The organism is Streptomyces sp. 142MFCol3.1, assembly GCF_000424945.1.
In the GTDB taxonomy this organism is placed as follows: domain Bacteria; phylum Actinomycetota; class Actinomycetes; order Streptomycetales; family Streptomycetaceae; genus Streptomyces; species Streptomyces siamensis.
This window is the reverse complement of record NZ_AUKV01000004.1, coordinates 336,431-351,763: the sequence shown is the minus strand read 5'-3', so window position 1 is coordinate 351,763 and position 15,333 is coordinate 336,431. Positions and strand designations below refer to the sequence as shown.

Sequence of the window (15,333 nt, the reverse complement as noted above, 5' to 3'; positions counted from 1 at the left end):
CGGCGAGCTGGTCGCTCGCGCGGTCGCGGTGATGGTTCGGCCGGTGACGTTCATGCGGACGACGATAACGCCCCCATGTCCCCGAGGCATCCGAATATCGCCGCGCGCTCTCGCCCCCGTACGCCGACGGCCTGACCGGGCTCGCCCCGCCGCTGAGGAAGTCGAGGATCTCCGCGCACGCGGCCTCGGCCTGCGGCACCACTCCCGGCATGCTGAGGACCGGCGACTCCGGCCGACTCCGCGGGTGACGGGCGGATCGCAGTGGGTCTGGCGACGGTGACCGCGGTCGTGGCCCGTCCCATGGCACGTAGAGGTCCATGGGGCGGGTCCGTAGGCCACCACGTACGAAGGAGTGGAAGCAATGAAGCGCATCGGGATCGCCGGAGTGGGCGAGATCGGCAGAGCCGTCGTCGCGGGCCTGCACGACGGGGGCGGCGACGTGCCGGAGGTGTTCCTCTCCCCCCAAGGTGCCCGCACGGCCGCAGCACTGAAGCGGAGCACCGAGCCGTTCGAGGGGGCAGAGAGCCGATCCGCTCCTGGAGAGGCCGGACATCACGGGTTCCGAGTCCGGCTCTCCCGTGTCCGCGGTGCAGCGGGCCGCACCGCACACCTCAGGTCCAGGTGGTGACCCACTCCAGCATGTGGTCGTAGCTGTCCCAGATGATCCCGCCGGTGGGCGTGCCCTTCCAGTCACCGAGCAGGCAGCGGAGCGTCACATGGTGATCCTCGGCGAAGTCGAGGTCGACATCGCGGGTCGTGCCGCTTCCATTGCTGTTCCAGTAGTAGTACGTCCCGTACCCGTCCACGGTCAGTTCCGCGACGGCGGAGTGACCGTCGGCGTCCCGGTCCTTGACGAGGAGGTGCTCGCCGTAGGGCTGGAACTCGCAGTAACCACCCTTGTGCCACGTCTGGTCGACGTAGATCCCCGCGACCGGGTCGTCGGCCTGGGCCGAGGACGCGGCGAATCCGATGGCGGTGCAGGCGGCCAGAACTGTGGCGGCAACTCTAGCGATCAGGCGCACAGACACTTCCCCTTTGTCACTCCGCGACATGCATGACTCAATATCATCATACGTTTCACATGCACTTCAGAACATCAACTTCACTCCAGAGAAGCAGACTTGGCCGCCGATGATCCCGATGAGGGTCTTCGAGCCGACTACGCAACACTGATCATGAACGTTCAAGGTCTTGCATAGCGGGGCGCTTGTGGGCTTCTCTCCCGCTCCCTCTCACACAGGATCTAACGTCGTGCTTCTGACAGGTCCGGCAGTGGGAGGCACCGTCATGACCATTCCCTCTGATGCACTGGACCGCGTACGGGCGGCGCTCCGCCAGGTCTGCAGTGCCTGGGAGATGTCGGCCGCACTGGCCGGCTCGTGCGCCTGGCTGGGGGTGGTGGGCTGGGCGTTGATGCCGGCCCAGGACGACGGCGCCCATCTGTTCCCGTGCGGCATCAGCGGGCTTCCCTCGGTGTGGGAACCTCCGCTGCGCCCCCTGGCACGGTCGGAGAGCTGGCCGATCTGTCTGGCCGCACTGGGTCACGTCTGGACGGGGCACGGCCAAGAACGCCCCTACCCGATCCCGGAGGCCGACGCCCCGGCGGCGGCCGCGGCACTCCCCCTGCGCAAGTCGCTCGGCGCTCTCGTGGTGCTGCGACCGGGACCGACACCGTTCACACACGTAGAGCAAACGTTTTTGTGCGCTGTCGCCGATGAGGTCGCCGCCGTGCTGGCCGAGCTGCCGAGCCCCGGACAGCCCGACGTTCTCCCGCAGCTGCGCGAGGTCGAACGCGGCGCCTTCACACTCGACCTCACCGGACAGGACATCACCTGCGACCGTGTCTTCGCCACCATCCACGGCCTTCCCGGACCGGGCCGGCATCCGCTGTCCGCGGCTCTGGCGGCGCTGCCACAGGCGGATCTGCCACAGGCCGAGCGGCTCCTGCACCAATTGCGGCAGGAGCCCGGCACCTATGAAGTCATCTACCGCGTCGTCGGCTTCGACGGACTGCACGTCATGCAGGCCCGCTGCTCCCGCAGTACGGAGGTGGCGGATCGGGTGGTACTCACCGGCCATGTCACCGACATCACCCGTGATGCCGACAATGCCGCGTGGCGCGAGGAGCGCATGCACCGGCAGATCCGCAGCGCGGAGCAGATGCGCGCACTCGCCTCCGCCTGCGCCTCGGCCGGCAGCACCAGCGAACTGGCCGCGGCCACCTGCGACGTACTGGCCGTCTTCGGCGCCGACGCCATCGTCCTCGCCGAGGCCGCCGACCAGCACTGGCACATACTGACCAGCCACGGACAGCAGCCGCACCACATGGAGATGCTCCGCACCCTCGAACTGAGCGCGAGCGCGCCCCTCACCGACGCACTGCGCGAGCACCGAGCCGTGTTCATCGCCTCCCCCGACGAACTCGTATCGGCCTACCCCCACTACGCCGACCTGTCGCCCCGCCTGGACCGGCAGGCCTGGGCCGCACTGCCGATCCCGCTGTCCGCACCGGATGCCCGCCCCGCCGCCTGCCTGCTGTCCTTCACCCGGCCCCACGCGTTCACCCCCGAGGACCACGCCCTGCTCATCGCGGCCGCCGGACTGCTCGGACGCGCCCTGGACCGCTGCCGCGCCTGGGACACCGAGCACGCACGCGCCGTCGAGCTGCAGAAGGGCCTGCTTCCCACCGCGCTGCCCCACCTGACGGGCATCGAGCTGGCCGCCTCCTACCTCCCCGCCGCATCGGGCGCCCACGCGGGAGGCGACTGGTACGACGCCTACACCACCAGCAGCGGACGGCTCCTTCTCGGCATCGGCGACATCGAGGGACACGACACCCAGGCCGCCTCGTTGATGGGCCGACTGCGCACCGCCATCCGCGCCTACGTGGCCCTCACCGAGGACCCGGCCGAACTGCTGCACCACACCAACCGGCTGCTGACGGAGGACAACGACAACGATCCTGAGCGCGCTCGCACCGCCACTTGCTGTCTGATTCTCCTCGACCCCGCGACCGGCGACCTGAGTTGCGCCTCGGCAGGCCACCCCAGCCCCCTCCTCCATTCCCCCGGCAGCGGATCGCACGAGCTCATCACCGGTGTCGGCCTCCCCCTCGGCATCTTCGCGGAGGGCACCTACCGCTCCACCCCGCACCGGCTTCCCGAGAACACCCAACTCCTGCTGCACACCGACGGACTCACCGACCGGCCCGGCACCGATCCGGCCGAGGCCCACGCTCTTCTCGACGAAGCCTTGGAACAGGCGGCGTCCCTTCCCGCCGAGGCAGCCCTGCAGCACATCACCTCACACTGCCTGGCAGGCGCCCGTCCGGTCGACGACTGCGGCGCACTCCTGGTCCGCCGCCACAACAACTCCCGGGCGGACAGCCGCAACAATGCGAGCAGGAACGGCACCGCCGACCGCCCGCGCGGCGCCGGGCCGGCTTCGGACGGAACCCGAGGCACCGCTCGGATACGGTGACGGAATGGCCGAGAATCCACCGTCCGACGTGGCCGACGTGCTGGCTGCCGTTCTGGACTCGGACGACCCCGTTCATGCCGCGCTCCGCCGGCAGATTCTCCACCTCAGTGTGCGCGAGCGCTGCTCCTGCGGCTGCGGTACCGCCTACTTCGACCTCGACCCCGGCGAGGTGATGCCCGCCCCCACCGGCCCCGGCACGGTCGTGGCGGCCGGAGCGCAGCTCGTCACCGGGACCGGCGAGTGCCCCGGCGAGGTCCTGGCCTTCGCGCGGGGCGGCTACCTGTCATGGCTGGAGGTCTGCTCATGGAGCGACGACGTCGACGTGACACTGGACTCCGCGCGTCAGTGGCTGTGGCCACGCCCTTGAGCCGTACCGGCCGGCGTCGCAACGGTCTGCGGCTCGGCGCCCTGTCGGCCCTGTCGCAGCGACGCCGTCCCGGGCCCGACATCGCCCGGGCCCGGGTGCGCCGGGAACTCCGGGCCGGGCCTAACCGGCCGGGGTGAAGCGAGTCCGCCACAGGTCGCGGAGCACCGCGATCTCGGCCATGTGGTGGATGAGTTCGAGGTTGGCCCCCGACAGCACGTCGACGTACGGGTCGTCGGGGTCGGAGCCGTACGGGTACTGCGAGAAGCCGACCGTGTCGAGCTGCTCCTCGGTGACGGTGGCGACGCTGTCGCGCCAGCGGTCGAGCAGCGCCCAGAACCGATCGAGCGTCACGGCGGCCGAGGGTGTGAAGTCGACGAGCAGCTTCGGATCCCGCCGCCGTTCGCCGAAGGTCCACTCCCATCCGCCCGCGAAGCCGTAATGCAGGTGCCCCAACCGCCAGGCGATGGTCGTGACCCGCGTCTCGTCGGGCTCCGGCGCACCGGTGTGGGCGAGGATCTGCTCGACCCGCTCGACACTCACGCTCCAGTCCGCGGCGATCTTGGCGACGGTCATGCCGCCCGCCGCCTGCCGGACAACCTCCGCGTACTCGTTGGCCGGGATGTCCGGGGCGCCCAGATCGAGCACCCACTCGCCCGGTCCGAACGCCCTCGGAGTCGTCGCCTCGCCCCGCCGCCGGATCGACCAGCAATCGGGCACCGGCTCCCACAGGTACTCCTCGTCGCCGAGCCCGGTCAGCCGAACCTGTGCCATCTCCCTGGCACGGTCGAACTGGTCGAGCAACAGGCCCAGCCGACCGGTCCGTGCGCCCTCGGACTGCATGTCTGGCTCCCCTTCGCCCTCGCGTCCCCGTCTCGCCCCGCTCAGGCGGAAGTTAGCGGCTCGGCGCAGGGGGAGGCGACCCATTTCCCCGCCCACCGTTCCGTTGCGGTCAGAGGGTGAGCAGCCGGACGAGCAACACCACCAGCGTGCCCGCGGTGAACACCGATCCCAGCACGGTGAACAACAGGTCGACCGCTGCTGTGTCCCAACCCTGGATCGCGAACCGGCGCGGATCGGTCGGGTCGTACCGGACCGTGACGACGGCCCCCACGCCGAAGCCGGCCCGGACGGACCCGCGGCCGAGCCTGGACGAGTACGCGCAGTCGCGCCCGTCGCCGGTCGTCCAGGCCGCGACCGGGTGGTAGAACGTGCCGCCTTCGTCGTTCCGCCTGACATCGTGGCGCACGATCCGGCCCTCTACGGTGACCCCCGTGCGACGCAGCACGCCGGCCCGGCGGAGTCCATACACGCCGAGGCCGAGGAAGACCACGCCGACCGTCAGCGGGATGAGAGAGAAGAGCCATTCGCGTTCCATGTGTTCTGCGACGCGTCCGTGAGGTTGCCGGTTGCGCGTGACCTGGCCGTGGCAACCGACCTCACACCAACCTTCACACTCGGCTGCCCCGGACCGACCGGGTCGGGAGCCGTCGCGGCGACCCGACTGTGTGCAGGCCGACCGGTGTTCACGACGACGGGACCGGGCTGATTCCGCCACCCCGGCTGAATCGCGGGGGCGTCTCCGCGGCCCCGTAACCCTTTTCGGCTTCTTCAAACCGGGAATCTGACGTGCGGAGATTTTCGTCGTCGCGGACTCCGTCGAAATCCATGAGATCCGCAGGAGTGGAGAGCCTTCCGCAGGGCACACGAGGGCTCGGAGGTTGATAACAATGGTTCCTGTTCTTCTCGTTCTTCTGCTTGCCCTGATCCTTTTCGGTGCCGGTTTCGCGCTCAAGGCCCTGTGGTGGATCGCTGTCGTCGTGCTGGTCGTGTGGCTCCTCGGCTTCGTGGTCCGTCCTGCGGGCAGCGGCGGCAAGCGGGGTCGCTGGTACCGCTGGTAGGCGGGCCGGAGCAGCGTTCACCAGGACGGGTGGGCCCCGACGCCGTGTCGTCGGGGCCCACCCGTCCTCCGTCGCCCGAGCGCCCGAATACACGTGCTGGTCCCGCCGGTTCGGGGGAGTCGTGGTTGGCGGCCGGAGGATGACCGTGACAACCGCAACCGTGGTCTGCAGCACAGCGCATCCGGCCATCCGTATTCCTCGCGACGTGACGGTGTGAGGTCCGAATCGAGGGGCACCCGCCCGCCTGAGAAAACGTCACCGAATTCGATGACGTCCATGACGACTCCGCGGCTCGACTGCGGCGGAGCGGTGAATTTCGATGAGGGAGCCGTTTTATGAGTGACAGCATCTGGGGCTACCAGCCGACCACCGGCCACGTCCCCGGCACCGACCTGATCGGATACAAGGTCGAGGCCACCGACGGCAGTATCGGGAAGGTCGACAAGCACTCGGACGACGTCAACTCCTCTTACCTCGTCGTCGACACCGGCGTATGGATCTTCGGCAAGCACGTCCTGCTGCCCGCCGGCACCGTGAGGACGGTGGACCAGGCCGAGCGCAAGATCTATGTCGACCTCACGAAGGAGCAGATCAAGGACTCTCCCGAGTTCGACAAGGACAAGCACGTCGGCGACGCCGGCTACCACGAGCAGGTCGGCGGGTACTACCAGAACCACCGCGCCTGACCGCGAAGGATCAACCGGGTGGGGCCCGCCGGAGACTCTCCGACGGGCCTCCCTTCTGCCGACCTCGTCGTCACCGGCGACCAGGTCATCGGTCGAAGCCTCAGCCCCGACCACTCACGAACAGGCTCTGCACACTGCGACCTATCGGACCGCGGGTGTCGTGGAGCGCGGCCTGGGCCATCCCGATTCCGTCGGCGTCGACGTCGGTACGTGCGTCGAGGCACACCCACTCACCCAGGGGATACCGGTGCAGGTGGACGGTCAGGTCGGGGTTGATGAACACATGCGTACCGAAGTCCAGGACGTTGCTCAGCCCGTTGCCCGAGTCGGCCGCCACGAGCACCCGGTCCGACGGCAGGGTCTTCTCCCCCGCCACCAAGGGCACCCGCATCCGCATCCAGCACGTGGCCGGTCCGTGCTCGAGGAAGGCACCCTCCGCGAAGCGGCATTCCATCCCCGTGTGGTAACCGACGTCCCACGGCACGGGAAAGAACGGCTCCGGGCGTGAGTCGTCGGGCGACGGTACGGCAGGGACGTCGTCCGTCGCCGGTACGGAACCGGGGGCGGTCCGGATGCGCAGCGCCCTCGCCCGCATCACTTCGTCGCCCGGCTCGGCCGTCAGCGTGGCCTCGACGAACTCCACGCTGCGCCCCTCGTTGATCACACGGGTGGCCACGGACAGCGGACGCAGCGGCACCGGGCGAGGGATCTCGAAGGTGATGCGGGCAAGACGCATGTCCTCGCAAGCACCGGAACGCACCTGCACGGCGCGGCCCAGGAGAGCGGCGGGTGGCCCGGCGTGCTGGGAATGCTCGTCCCAGGGTCCCCGGGTGTACGCAGTGGGGACGAAACGCTCCTGCGCCACCTGCTCGAAGAACGCCTCGACATCGCTGACCTGGCCGACCACGATTCCCGCCCTCTCCGGCCGCTCAGGCCCGTCCGATCGCCGGTGGATCAGCCACTCGGGGTGCCAGCTAAACAACACCGTGAAGCTTGGTCAACACCCGGCCTCCGGCTCTCCGCACCGCGCGGACCCTGCGTGCGATGCGACGGAGCAAGGGCGGCCCGCCCTTGCTCCGTCGCCCAGGACCGAGACCGTGTCGCAGGTCACACGACCCCTTTCAGTTAACGTTGACTAACCTGGCTTGGCGGCCCGGCGCCGCCGCCCCGCCCGGAGGGCACCGGGCTCGCCGCGGGGGCGACGCGTACCGCACGAAGGGACCAACACGGTGGCCACCGACATGGAAGTGACGTACCGAGGCACGGTTTACCCGTGGCACTGCGACCACATGGGACACATGAACGTCATGTGGTACGTCGGGAAGTTCGACGAGGCCACCTGGTCCCTCTTCGCCCGCATGGGCATCACGCCCGACTACCTGCGAGACCGGGAACGCGGCATGGTCGCGGTGGATCAGCGCATCTCCTACCGGCAGGAAGCCCTCGCCGGGGATGTGGTGGTGGTCCGCTCCGCACTGCTGGAGGTGCGCAGCAAGGTGATCCGCTTCTGTCATCGGATGGAGAACGCGACGACGGGCGACACTCTGGCGATCACCGTGCTGACCGGCGTCCACCTCGACAGGACGACGCGACGTTCCTGTCCGCTGCCCGACGAGCAACTAGCCCGCGCCAAGGCCATGGTCACCGAGTTCGACCCCGGCCTCTGACCGCGGAGCGCCGTCGTCGGGGGCCCGCAACGTGGGTCTCAGCCACCGGCCGACTCGGCGTGGCCCGCCGACGTCGCCGGGGCGGCGCCTGAGCAGACGTGATCCGCCGGGCGGCGGGCCGCTGGGCCCGCCGCCGGGGTGCGATGCTCAGCAGAGGGGCACTCCGGGGAGCTGGGCCGCCGGGTTGTCGATGTAGATGTTGCTGATGAAGCCGTTCTGGTCACGCAGCTTGCTCCACCAATTGTTGGTGTAGCCCTCGGCGTTGACCGTGTCGCCCTGCTTCTGGCACAGGACGCGGACGCTGGTCGGTCCGGCGAGGGTGGTGACCACCGGCGAGCTCAGATGGGCGTCGCTGCGCACGCGCACGCCGCTGCCCCAGGTCATGAAGGGTGTGCCGGCGCCGCCGCAGCCGTTGTCGCTGGTGAGGAAGTACTGGTTGTAGCTGCCGGGGTAGGCGAGCGCGGCGCCGTTGATGCGGATGTCCTGGCCGACCCCGTTGTAGAGCTGCTCGTAGTGGATGTGCGGGCCGGTGGAGTTGCCGGTGCTCCCGGTCGTGCCGATCTGCTGGCCCTGTTCGACGTGTGCGCCGTCCGCGACGGAGAACGCCGACAGGTGGAAGTAGTAGGTGCGCCAGCCGCCGCCGTGTTCGACGGACAGGTAGTTTCCCGCGCCGTTCGCTTCGTAGTGGCGGTACGCGGTGCCCGTGGCCGAGGCGAGGACGGGTGTGCCGTTGGTGGTGCCGCCGTCGGCGCGGACGAAGTCCAGGGCACGGCGGACCTCTCCCGAGTGATGGCTGTAGGTCCACTTCTGGCCGCAGGGATAGGGGGCCTTGAAGTCGGGCGCCGCCAGGGTCGTTCCACCGGTCGCGGCGCCGGCCGAGAGGACCGGCCCGAGCAGGAGTCCGGCCAGGGCCAGGAGGGTGGTGACGGCCGCGGTCCATAGGCGTCTGAGGGGCATGCGCGAGTCGCTCCTTCGAGTGGGGGAGAGCGGAGGGGGCTCGATGTCCGGGCGGATGGCGGATCGCGGCACAAGGTAGGAGCGGTCCGGCACTCAGGACAAGGCACCGGCCAGGTCTTTCGCTCACAATGCAATGTCTTGCACACGACAAGTTCAGCTGTCCATCATGCAGCCGGGACAGGGCCAACACCCATGCACACAGGGCTGGTTGGTCTTCGGTCGGCGGAGCGACGAGAGGCGTGGGAGCACCTGCGCACCGAGGCACGCGATCCCGCCCACCGGGATCCGGCCTGCCACCTCATGGGTCCGGCCCTCGGCCCGATCCGCCCGCTCCTCCCCCGGCCTGCGACCGTGTGCTCCGGCGCCCGCGCGGCAGCGGCCGAGTTCGCCGCCACGCACAGCACTTCATCCGACTCGGGCGTCGGAGACAGGACACCCCACATGTCCTCCCCACCACGCGTCAGACGCACGCGCGCGCTGTTCGGCCTGGCCCTGGCCGCCGTCCTGGCGATGTCCGGGCAGTCGGCCGCCGCCGCTCCCCCGCCTTCGCACGACACCTCCGTCAACGGAGCGTTCGCGCGAGCGGCGACCGCGTACGACGTACCGCGCGATCTGCTCGTCGCCGTCGGCTACGCGGAGACCCGCCTCGACGCCCATCGAGGGCTTCCCAGCCAGGACGACGGCTACGGAGTCATGCACAGCGAAGTACCCGGGAACGACCACACCGATCCTGGTCCGCACTGGGACTGGGCGTCCTACATGAGCCTGGTCCGCGGCGACGGCGACAGCGGCACCATGTCCTTCACCACATGGGGCAGCGATGTGAGTGTCCGTCAGCAGCCGACCACCGGCTCCACACGCGTGGCCACGCTCCCAGGACCCACGACCGTACGCGTCAAGTGCCAGGTCCACGGCCAGCTCGTCAACTACCAGGACTACAGCAACGACGCCGGGTCCTACTTGCCCGACTACGGCGGCTACATCTCCAACATCTTCATCGACGTCGACGACGCCTGGCTCCCGGGAGTATCCACATGCTGACCTCTCACCCGCGGCACGAGGGCCCCGCCGCACGCCGCAGAACGTTTCCCGTCCGCACGCTGAGCGGCGTCGCGTGCCTGCTCGCCCTCGCCTCCGCGCTGGGATCCGCGCCCGCCGCGGAAGCCGCCACCGCACCCGCCGCGTCGTCCGCCGTGTCGTGGCGCCCGGACCTGTCACGGCCCGGCGCCGACGACGTCAATGTGCTCCACAGCGGCAACGCGCTGCGCGTGGAGGACCGTTCACTCAGCCCTGCGTCGCTGGAACGGCACCGCGGCTACGCCTCCGCCGTGCTGGACGCGCACCACCTGGACCGGCCGGTGGACCGGATCACCGCGGACGTCGACGCGGCCGTGCCGAGCGGGGCCGGCGTGGTGATCGACGTGCGGGGCCGCAACACAGACGGCGCCTGGACGGAGTGGCGGGAAGTGACCGCCGACGCGCCGGCCCGACTGCCGCGGCTGGTCGACGACGTGCAGGCCCGGCTGACCCTGTGGACGGGCGAGGCCGGCGCCACACCGACCGTACGCGGCCTGACCCTGTCGGCGGACAGCGCCGGCACAGCGTCGTCGCAGCTCGCGCAGCCCGCGGCCGCGGCCTTCTCGTCCCGCGTGTACGCCACGCGCGAGGGGCTGGTCGGCGGGACCACCGCCAACGGCCATGTCATACGCAGCAACGACCACTTCGTGGCCCTCCCCTCGCGCCGCGCCCTGTCACCCAGCGGCAGCGGCCAGTACTCGGTGCAGGTGTGCGGCCCGGTCCGCTGCGAGACCGCGCCGGTGTGGGACGTGGGCCCCTGGAACACACACGACGACTACTGGAACACGTCCGCACAGCGCGAGCAGTGGAAGGATCTCGCCCGGGGCCTGCCCGAAGCCCAGGCCGCCTACCAGAACGGCTACAACGGGGGTCGCGACGAATTCGGCCGGCAGGTCGCCAACCCGGCCGGCATCGATCTGGCCGACGGGACCTTCTACAACATCGGCCTCAACGACAACGGATGGGTGACCGTCACCTACCTGTGGACCGACGGTGGCGGCGACACCAAGTCCTTCCCGACCTGGGGAACGGACGTCAGCGTCCGCCAGCAGCCGACCACCGGCTCCACACGCGTGGCCACGCTCCCAGGACCCACGACCGTACGCGTCAAGTGCCAGGTCCACGGGCAGCTCGTCAACTACCAGGGCTACAGCAACGACGCCTGGTCCTACCTGCCGGACTACGGCGGCTACATCTCCAACATCTTCATCGACGTGAGCGACGCCTGGCTCCCCGGCGTCCCGACCTGCTGACGACACATCGCGCAGGACAGCAGGTCAACCGGGGGCGGCCGATGTGTCAGGGACCGCCCCCTCCAGCAGTGCCAGTCCCAACGGCGTCCGGTGGTGCAGCACCCGATTCCCCTCGCGACGGGTGGAGACGAGTCCCGCCTCGCGCAGCACCGCCGCGTGCCGGCTCGCCGTCGACGGCGCGAGCCGAATCGCCACGGCCACTTCGGTCGTCGTCATCGGCGTCCGGAGCAGATCGAGCAACTGGGCCCGGGAGGCGCCGATCAACTGCGCCACCGACTGTGTCGCCGCTCCCGCGCGCAACCGGGGCAGCCAGCCGGGCCCCGGATGCAGCGGATGCACCAGCACCGGGGGCAGCGTCTGGTCCACCAGGGCCAGCGGTGTCCGCACACAGAAGAAGCCCGGGACCAACGTGAGGGACCGGCCCTCGAGTTGAAGCGACCGGGCCTCCGGGTAGGGGGTGGTGAGCCGTGTTCCGCGCAGGTGCCACCCGGGTAACTCGGTGTAGCTCGCCAGCAGTCCCTCGGCACCGCCGCCCAGCGCCGCCTCGGCCCGCCGGGCACGGTCGTCGGCGACCCGCGCCCTGATCGCCGCCGCGTACGGGGCGACCGCCACGGCGTGATAGCGACGCAGCGTGGTGCCGAGCCAGTGCAGGGCACCGACATCGCCGGAGGCCACCCAGCGCACGCTGCGCGGCAGGGGTCCACGCAGATCCCGGCAAAGGCGCGTCAGTTCGTCGGTCAGCCTGCGTCTCGGTGTGGACAGCACGCTGTCGACACTCTCCTCCACACCTGTGTCACCGCGGCCCGGAGTGAGAAAGTCGGGGAAGTATCCCGTGGGCGGGCACAGCGGCATCAACGCCCGGACGTCGTCGGCGAGTCCCGTGCGGTGCAGGGCTCCTCGCACCTCGCGCCGCCAGGTGTCATAGGCCAGCGACTCCTGCCGGTTCTGCAGGAGTTGCAGGCTCAGTGCCGCCTCCCAGAGCGGGTCCGCCCCGCGAGCGACCCGCACTCGGCCCAAGGCCCCGCCACCGAAGTCCACTTGAAGCACGGAGCTCGCACCCCCTCGGCGGGACCGCGGCGGTCGCGGAACCCGCCGTCACTCTAGTGACCCGCCCTCCGGACCGGCCTGAAACTCGGCATCGGCACCGTCCACGCGCACCGTCGGGACGGTGCCGGCCGACAGGGCGGAGCCGGGCCAGGAACGAGACGGATCATGTGCCTGCCGCGACAGGACGATCCCCGGCGCTGGCGTCCCGTGGCCGCTGCGGAGCGGGTGCTACCGCGGTCAGCGCCCGACGCGCTGCGTCCTGCTGACCCATTCGGCCAGCGTCAGCTCACCCTCGAGAGCCGCACGCTCCGGGCTGCGCCGACGCGGCGGCACGTGGACCGACGGGTCGTCCTGACCGCCCTGGGCGAGGACGTCACGGAGCAGGGCCAGGTGGGGCGCGGCCGGTGCGGCGACGACGTGGTCCTGGTGCTGGGCCTCGCAGGACGTGCGCTCGCCCAGGCTGCCCGCTCGCGGAGCGATGCCGCGGACGCGGGCCCCGGTCATGAGTCCGGAGGGTCCGGAGGGGGACAGATGCCTGCTGGTGGGCGTGCCGCTGTGGTTCCTGTTCCTGCAGTGGGCCTGGTTCATGGTGAAACCTCCGTTCAGGGTTCCACCTTGGCTCATGGACCGTGCGCTCCGCGTCGTCCCCACGCAGCGACTTCTCCCTACCGCTGCCGTAGTAGGCGTCCGGCCCGTCTACCACCGCGGCAGAAGTGTGGGCACCTCGGCGGGCCGGCGGGCGCCGGTCATGCATCGACCGGCGCCCGCCCCGAGCCGGGCACCGGACTGACCAGTCCGCACTGATAGGCGATCACCACGAGCTGGGCCCGGTCCCGGGCCGCCAGTTTCGTCATGGCCCGGTTGACATGGGTCTTGGCCGTCAGCGGACTGACGAACAAGTGCTGGGCGATCTCCTCGTTGGACAGGCCCTGCGCGACGAGTCTCGTGACATCGCTCTCGCGGGGTGTCAGGCACTCCAGCCGTTCGTGCACGGCTGCCGTGGACTGCGGCTGCGCAAGAAAGCGGGTGATCAGCGCTCGCGTCGCCGAGGGAGACAGCAGCGCCTCACCGGCCGCGACCGTGCGGACCGCGTCGAGGAGTTCCTCAGGGCTCGCACCCTTGCCGAGAAAGCCGCTCGCACCCGCGCGCAGCGCCTCCGCGACGTGCTCGTCCTCCTCGAACGTGGTCAGAACGAGCACTTTCACGCTGTCGAGGCCCTCCGACTCGCTGATGAGCCGGGTCGCCTCCAGGCCGTCCATCTCGGGCATGCGGATGTCCATCAGGACGACGTCCGGGCGCTGCGCCACGGCCAGTTCCACTGCTTCGTAGCCGTTGGACGCCTCGCCCACGGTCTCCATGTCCTTGGTGGCGTCGAACAGCATCCTGAACGTGCCCCGCAGCAGGGCTTGGTCATCGGCGAGCAGTACGCGAATCGTCATGGTCCTCTCTCCGGTCCCGTGCCTGGCCGGCCCGCAACGGAAGTTCCGCCGTCACGCTGAACCCGCCCTCGGGGCGCGGACCCGCGTGCAGCCTTCCGCCCACCGTGGCCGCCCGCTCACGCATGCCGATCAGTCCATGTCCCGTGCCCGCGTAGACCTGCGTGGGACCGGCTGCCCCGTCGTCCTCGATCGCGATGGTCAGACGTTCACGGTGGTAGTGCAGGAAGAGCCTCGCACGGCCCGCCCCGGCGTGCTTGTGCACATTGGTCAAGGACTCCTGGACGATGCGATACGCGACCAGGTCGACAGCCGGCTCGAGCGGCTCGGCCGTCCCGGACCGGACCTGGCTCACCGCGAGCCCCGCACGTTCGAACGACGCCAGCAGAGCCGGTACCTCTGCCAGCCCCGGCATGGGGCCGCGCGGCGCCACGGGGTCGCCGGACTGCCGCAGCAGGCCCACCGTCACCCTCAGCTCGTCGAGCACGGAACGGCTGGTGTCCCGGATGTCCTCCAGGGCCCTCAGGATCTGTTCCGGCCGCTGCTCCACGAGGTGGACGGCCACGCCTGCCTGCGCGTTGATCAGGGCGATGTGGTGGGTGACGATGTCGTGCAGCTCGCGAGCGATGCGGACCCGTTCGGCCGCCACCCGCTGCCGGGCCTCCTGCTCGCGGGTGCGCTCCGCGTGCTCCGCGCGCTCCTCGACCGCCGCCACATAGGCGCGGCGGGAGCGCACCCCGTCCCCGATGGCGGCGGGCAGGGCCGTCCAGGCCAGCATGGCCACCTTGTCCGGCTCGAGCCAGGCGCTCGAGGCGAACATCGTGTCGGTCCCCACCAGCACGGCGGCCGCCGCGGCGGCCGACAGCCAGGCACTGCGCCGGTCGGTCCGCACGGCCATGTTGTAGACGGACATCAGCACCGGGCTCGACACCAGGGGGCTGTCCCGGAAACCCAGGACCTGGAAGAGCGCCCCGCAGCACACGGTGACGACCAGTACGCCGACCGGGTGACGTCGCCGCCACAGCAGTGCCCCGCAGCCCACAGTCGCCAGTACGACGGCGGACCACCGTAACGAGAACGGGTGCCGGTGCGGCTCGATGGAAGCGGCCACCACGGAGAGCACGAGCAGCACGGCCACGGCCGCTAAGTCCGCCGCTCGAACCCGGGCTCGCCCTCTCCGTCTCCAGCCGTCGATCACCGCCATGTGACAACGGTAGGGGCGAGGGACCGATCAGGCATCGGCACGCGTGCAGGCGTCCGGCCCGCCGTCCGAAGCTGAAGGGACCGGCGCTCGGGCACACTGAGCGTGGTCGAGGCCGCCGCCTGATAGGCGGCCCGGGCGCCTTCGACGTCCCCGGCCCGATGCAGGAGGTGTGCCCGGACGGCCTCCATCCGGTGTGGGCCGGACAGAGTGCCCTGCGACCTAAGCACGGCCAGTCGGTCCAGGCCTGCCCGCGGGCCGTGC

16 protein-coding genes are annotated in these 15,333 nt (G+C 70.3%); 7 read left to right on the top strand and 9 right to left on the bottom strand.

The features are described 5' to 3' along the window. Positions 1-611: 611 nt before the first annotated feature. Positions 612-1,028 (bottom strand): hypothetical protein, encoded by a 417-nt coding sequence (locus tag H305_RS49280; protein WP_158690492.1) that lies wholly within the window; start codon positions 1,026-1,028, stop codon positions 612-614. 259 nt (positions 1,029-1,287) lie between these two features. Between H305_RS49280 and H305_RS49275 the strand changes: the two genes are divergently transcribed. Further along, positions 1,288-3,480, top strand: coding sequence for a PP2C family protein-serine/threonine phosphatase (locus H305_RS49275; RefSeq protein ID WP_051370427.1), 2,193 nt, complete (start codon positions 1,288-1,290; stop codon positions 3,478-3,480). 4 nt (positions 3,481-3,484) lie between these two features. Continuing rightward, a complete protein-coding gene (locus H305_RS0108055) occupies positions 3,485-3,847 on the top strand; it encodes a hypothetical protein (protein ID WP_028799952.1) in 363 nt (120 codons plus the stop codon). A 120-nt stretch (positions 3,848-3,967) separates the two neighbouring features. Here H305_RS0108055 and H305_RS0108050 read toward each other — a convergent pair whose 3' ends face one another. Both H305_RS0108050 and H305_RS0108045 read right to left on the bottom strand, forming a co-directional pair. After that, positions 3,968-4,687, bottom strand: coding sequence for a DinB family protein (locus tag H305_RS0108050; protein ID WP_028799951.1), 720 nt, complete (start codon positions 4,685-4,687; stop codon positions 3,968-3,970). Positions 4,688-4,796: 109 nt separating this feature from the next. After that, entirely contained in the window at positions 4,797-5,222 is a 426-nt protein-coding gene (locus H305_RS0108045) for a DUF3592 domain-containing protein (RefSeq protein WP_028799950.1), read from the bottom strand. Between the two features lie 352 nt (positions 5,223-5,574). Between H305_RS0108045 and H305_RS0108040 the strand changes: the two genes are divergently transcribed. Together H305_RS0108040 and H305_RS0108035 are read left to right on the top strand one after the other, a co-directional pair. Next, positions 5,575-5,745, top strand: a complete 171-nt coding sequence (locus H305_RS0108040; RefSeq protein ID WP_028799949.1) for a hypothetical protein — start codon at positions 5,575-5,577, stop codon at positions 5,743-5,745. Positions 5,746-6,080: 335 nt separating this feature from the next. Continuing rightward, positions 6,081-6,431 carry a PRC-barrel domain-containing protein gene (locus H305_RS0108035; RefSeq protein WP_028799948.1) on the top strand — a complete coding sequence of 117 codons (351 nt, stop codon included), beginning with the start codon at positions 6,081-6,083 and terminating at the stop codon, positions 6,429-6,431. A gap of 100 nt (positions 6,432-6,531) precedes the next feature. Here the strand turns inward: H305_RS0108035 and H305_RS0108030 are convergent, their stop codons facing one another. Beyond that, a complete protein-coding gene (locus H305_RS0108030; RefSeq protein ID WP_037762791.1) occupies positions 6,532-7,338 on the bottom strand; it encodes a thioesterase family protein in 807 nt (268 codons plus the stop codon). Positions 7,339-7,672: 334 nt separating this feature from the next. On the opposite strand from H305_RS0108030, the gene H305_RS0108025 reads away from it, so the two are divergent. Next, a complete protein-coding gene (locus H305_RS0108025; protein WP_037762953.1) occupies positions 7,673-8,098 on the top strand; it encodes an acyl-CoA thioesterase in 426 nt (141 codons plus the stop codon). A 147-nt stretch (positions 8,099-8,245) separates the two neighbouring features. Here H305_RS0108025 and H305_RS0108020 read toward each other — a convergent pair whose 3' ends face one another. Further along, positions 8,246-9,055: a peptidoglycan DD-metalloendopeptidase family protein gene (locus tag H305_RS0108020; RefSeq protein WP_028799945.1), complete on the bottom strand. Its 810-nt coding sequence runs from the start codon at positions 9,053-9,055 to the stop codon at positions 8,246-8,248. A gap of 441 nt (positions 9,056-9,496) precedes the next feature. Here H305_RS0108020 and H305_RS55980 point away from each other — a divergent pair, with 441 nt between their 5' ends. Together H305_RS55980 and H305_RS0108010 are read left to right on the top strand one after the other, a co-directional pair. Continuing rightward, complete coding sequence (locus H305_RS55980) at positions 9,497-10,096, top strand: hypothetical protein (RefSeq protein WP_051370426.1); 600 nt, start codon at positions 9,497-9,499, stop codon at positions 10,094-10,096. Further along, positions 10,090-11,385: a hypothetical protein gene (locus tag H305_RS0108010; RefSeq protein ID WP_028799944.1), complete on the top strand. Its 1,296-nt coding sequence runs from the start codon at positions 10,090-10,092 to the stop codon at positions 11,383-11,385. The genes H305_RS55980 and H305_RS0108010 overlap by 7 nt, the downstream gene beginning before the upstream one ends. A 24-nt stretch (positions 11,386-11,409) precedes the next feature. Here H305_RS0108010 and H305_RS0108005 read toward each other — a convergent pair whose 3' ends face one another. The 4 genes from H305_RS0108005 to H305_RS44920 form a co-directional block, all read right to left on the bottom strand. Then, complete coding sequence (locus H305_RS0108005) at positions 11,410-12,432, bottom strand: ArsR/SmtB family transcription factor (RefSeq protein WP_028799943.1); 1,023 nt, start codon at positions 12,430-12,432, stop codon at positions 11,410-11,412. A gap of 237 nt (positions 12,433-12,669) precedes the next feature. Then, positions 12,670-13,020, bottom strand: a complete 351-nt coding sequence (locus H305_RS0108000; protein WP_028799942.1) for a hypothetical protein — start codon at positions 13,018-13,020, stop codon at positions 12,670-12,672. Between the two features lie 158 nt (positions 13,021-13,178). Next, a complete protein-coding gene (locus H305_RS0107995; protein ID WP_028799941.1) occupies positions 13,179-13,871 on the bottom strand; it encodes a response regulator in 693 nt (230 codons plus the stop codon). Next, on the bottom strand, positions 13,843-15,072 hold the full coding sequence (locus H305_RS44920; protein ID WP_051370425.1) for a histidine kinase: 1,230 nt from the start codon (positions 15,070-15,072) through the stop codon (positions 13,843-13,845). Before H305_RS44920 ends, H305_RS0107995 begins: the two co-directional genes overlap by 29 nt. Positions 15,073-15,333 lie beyond the last annotated feature (261 nt).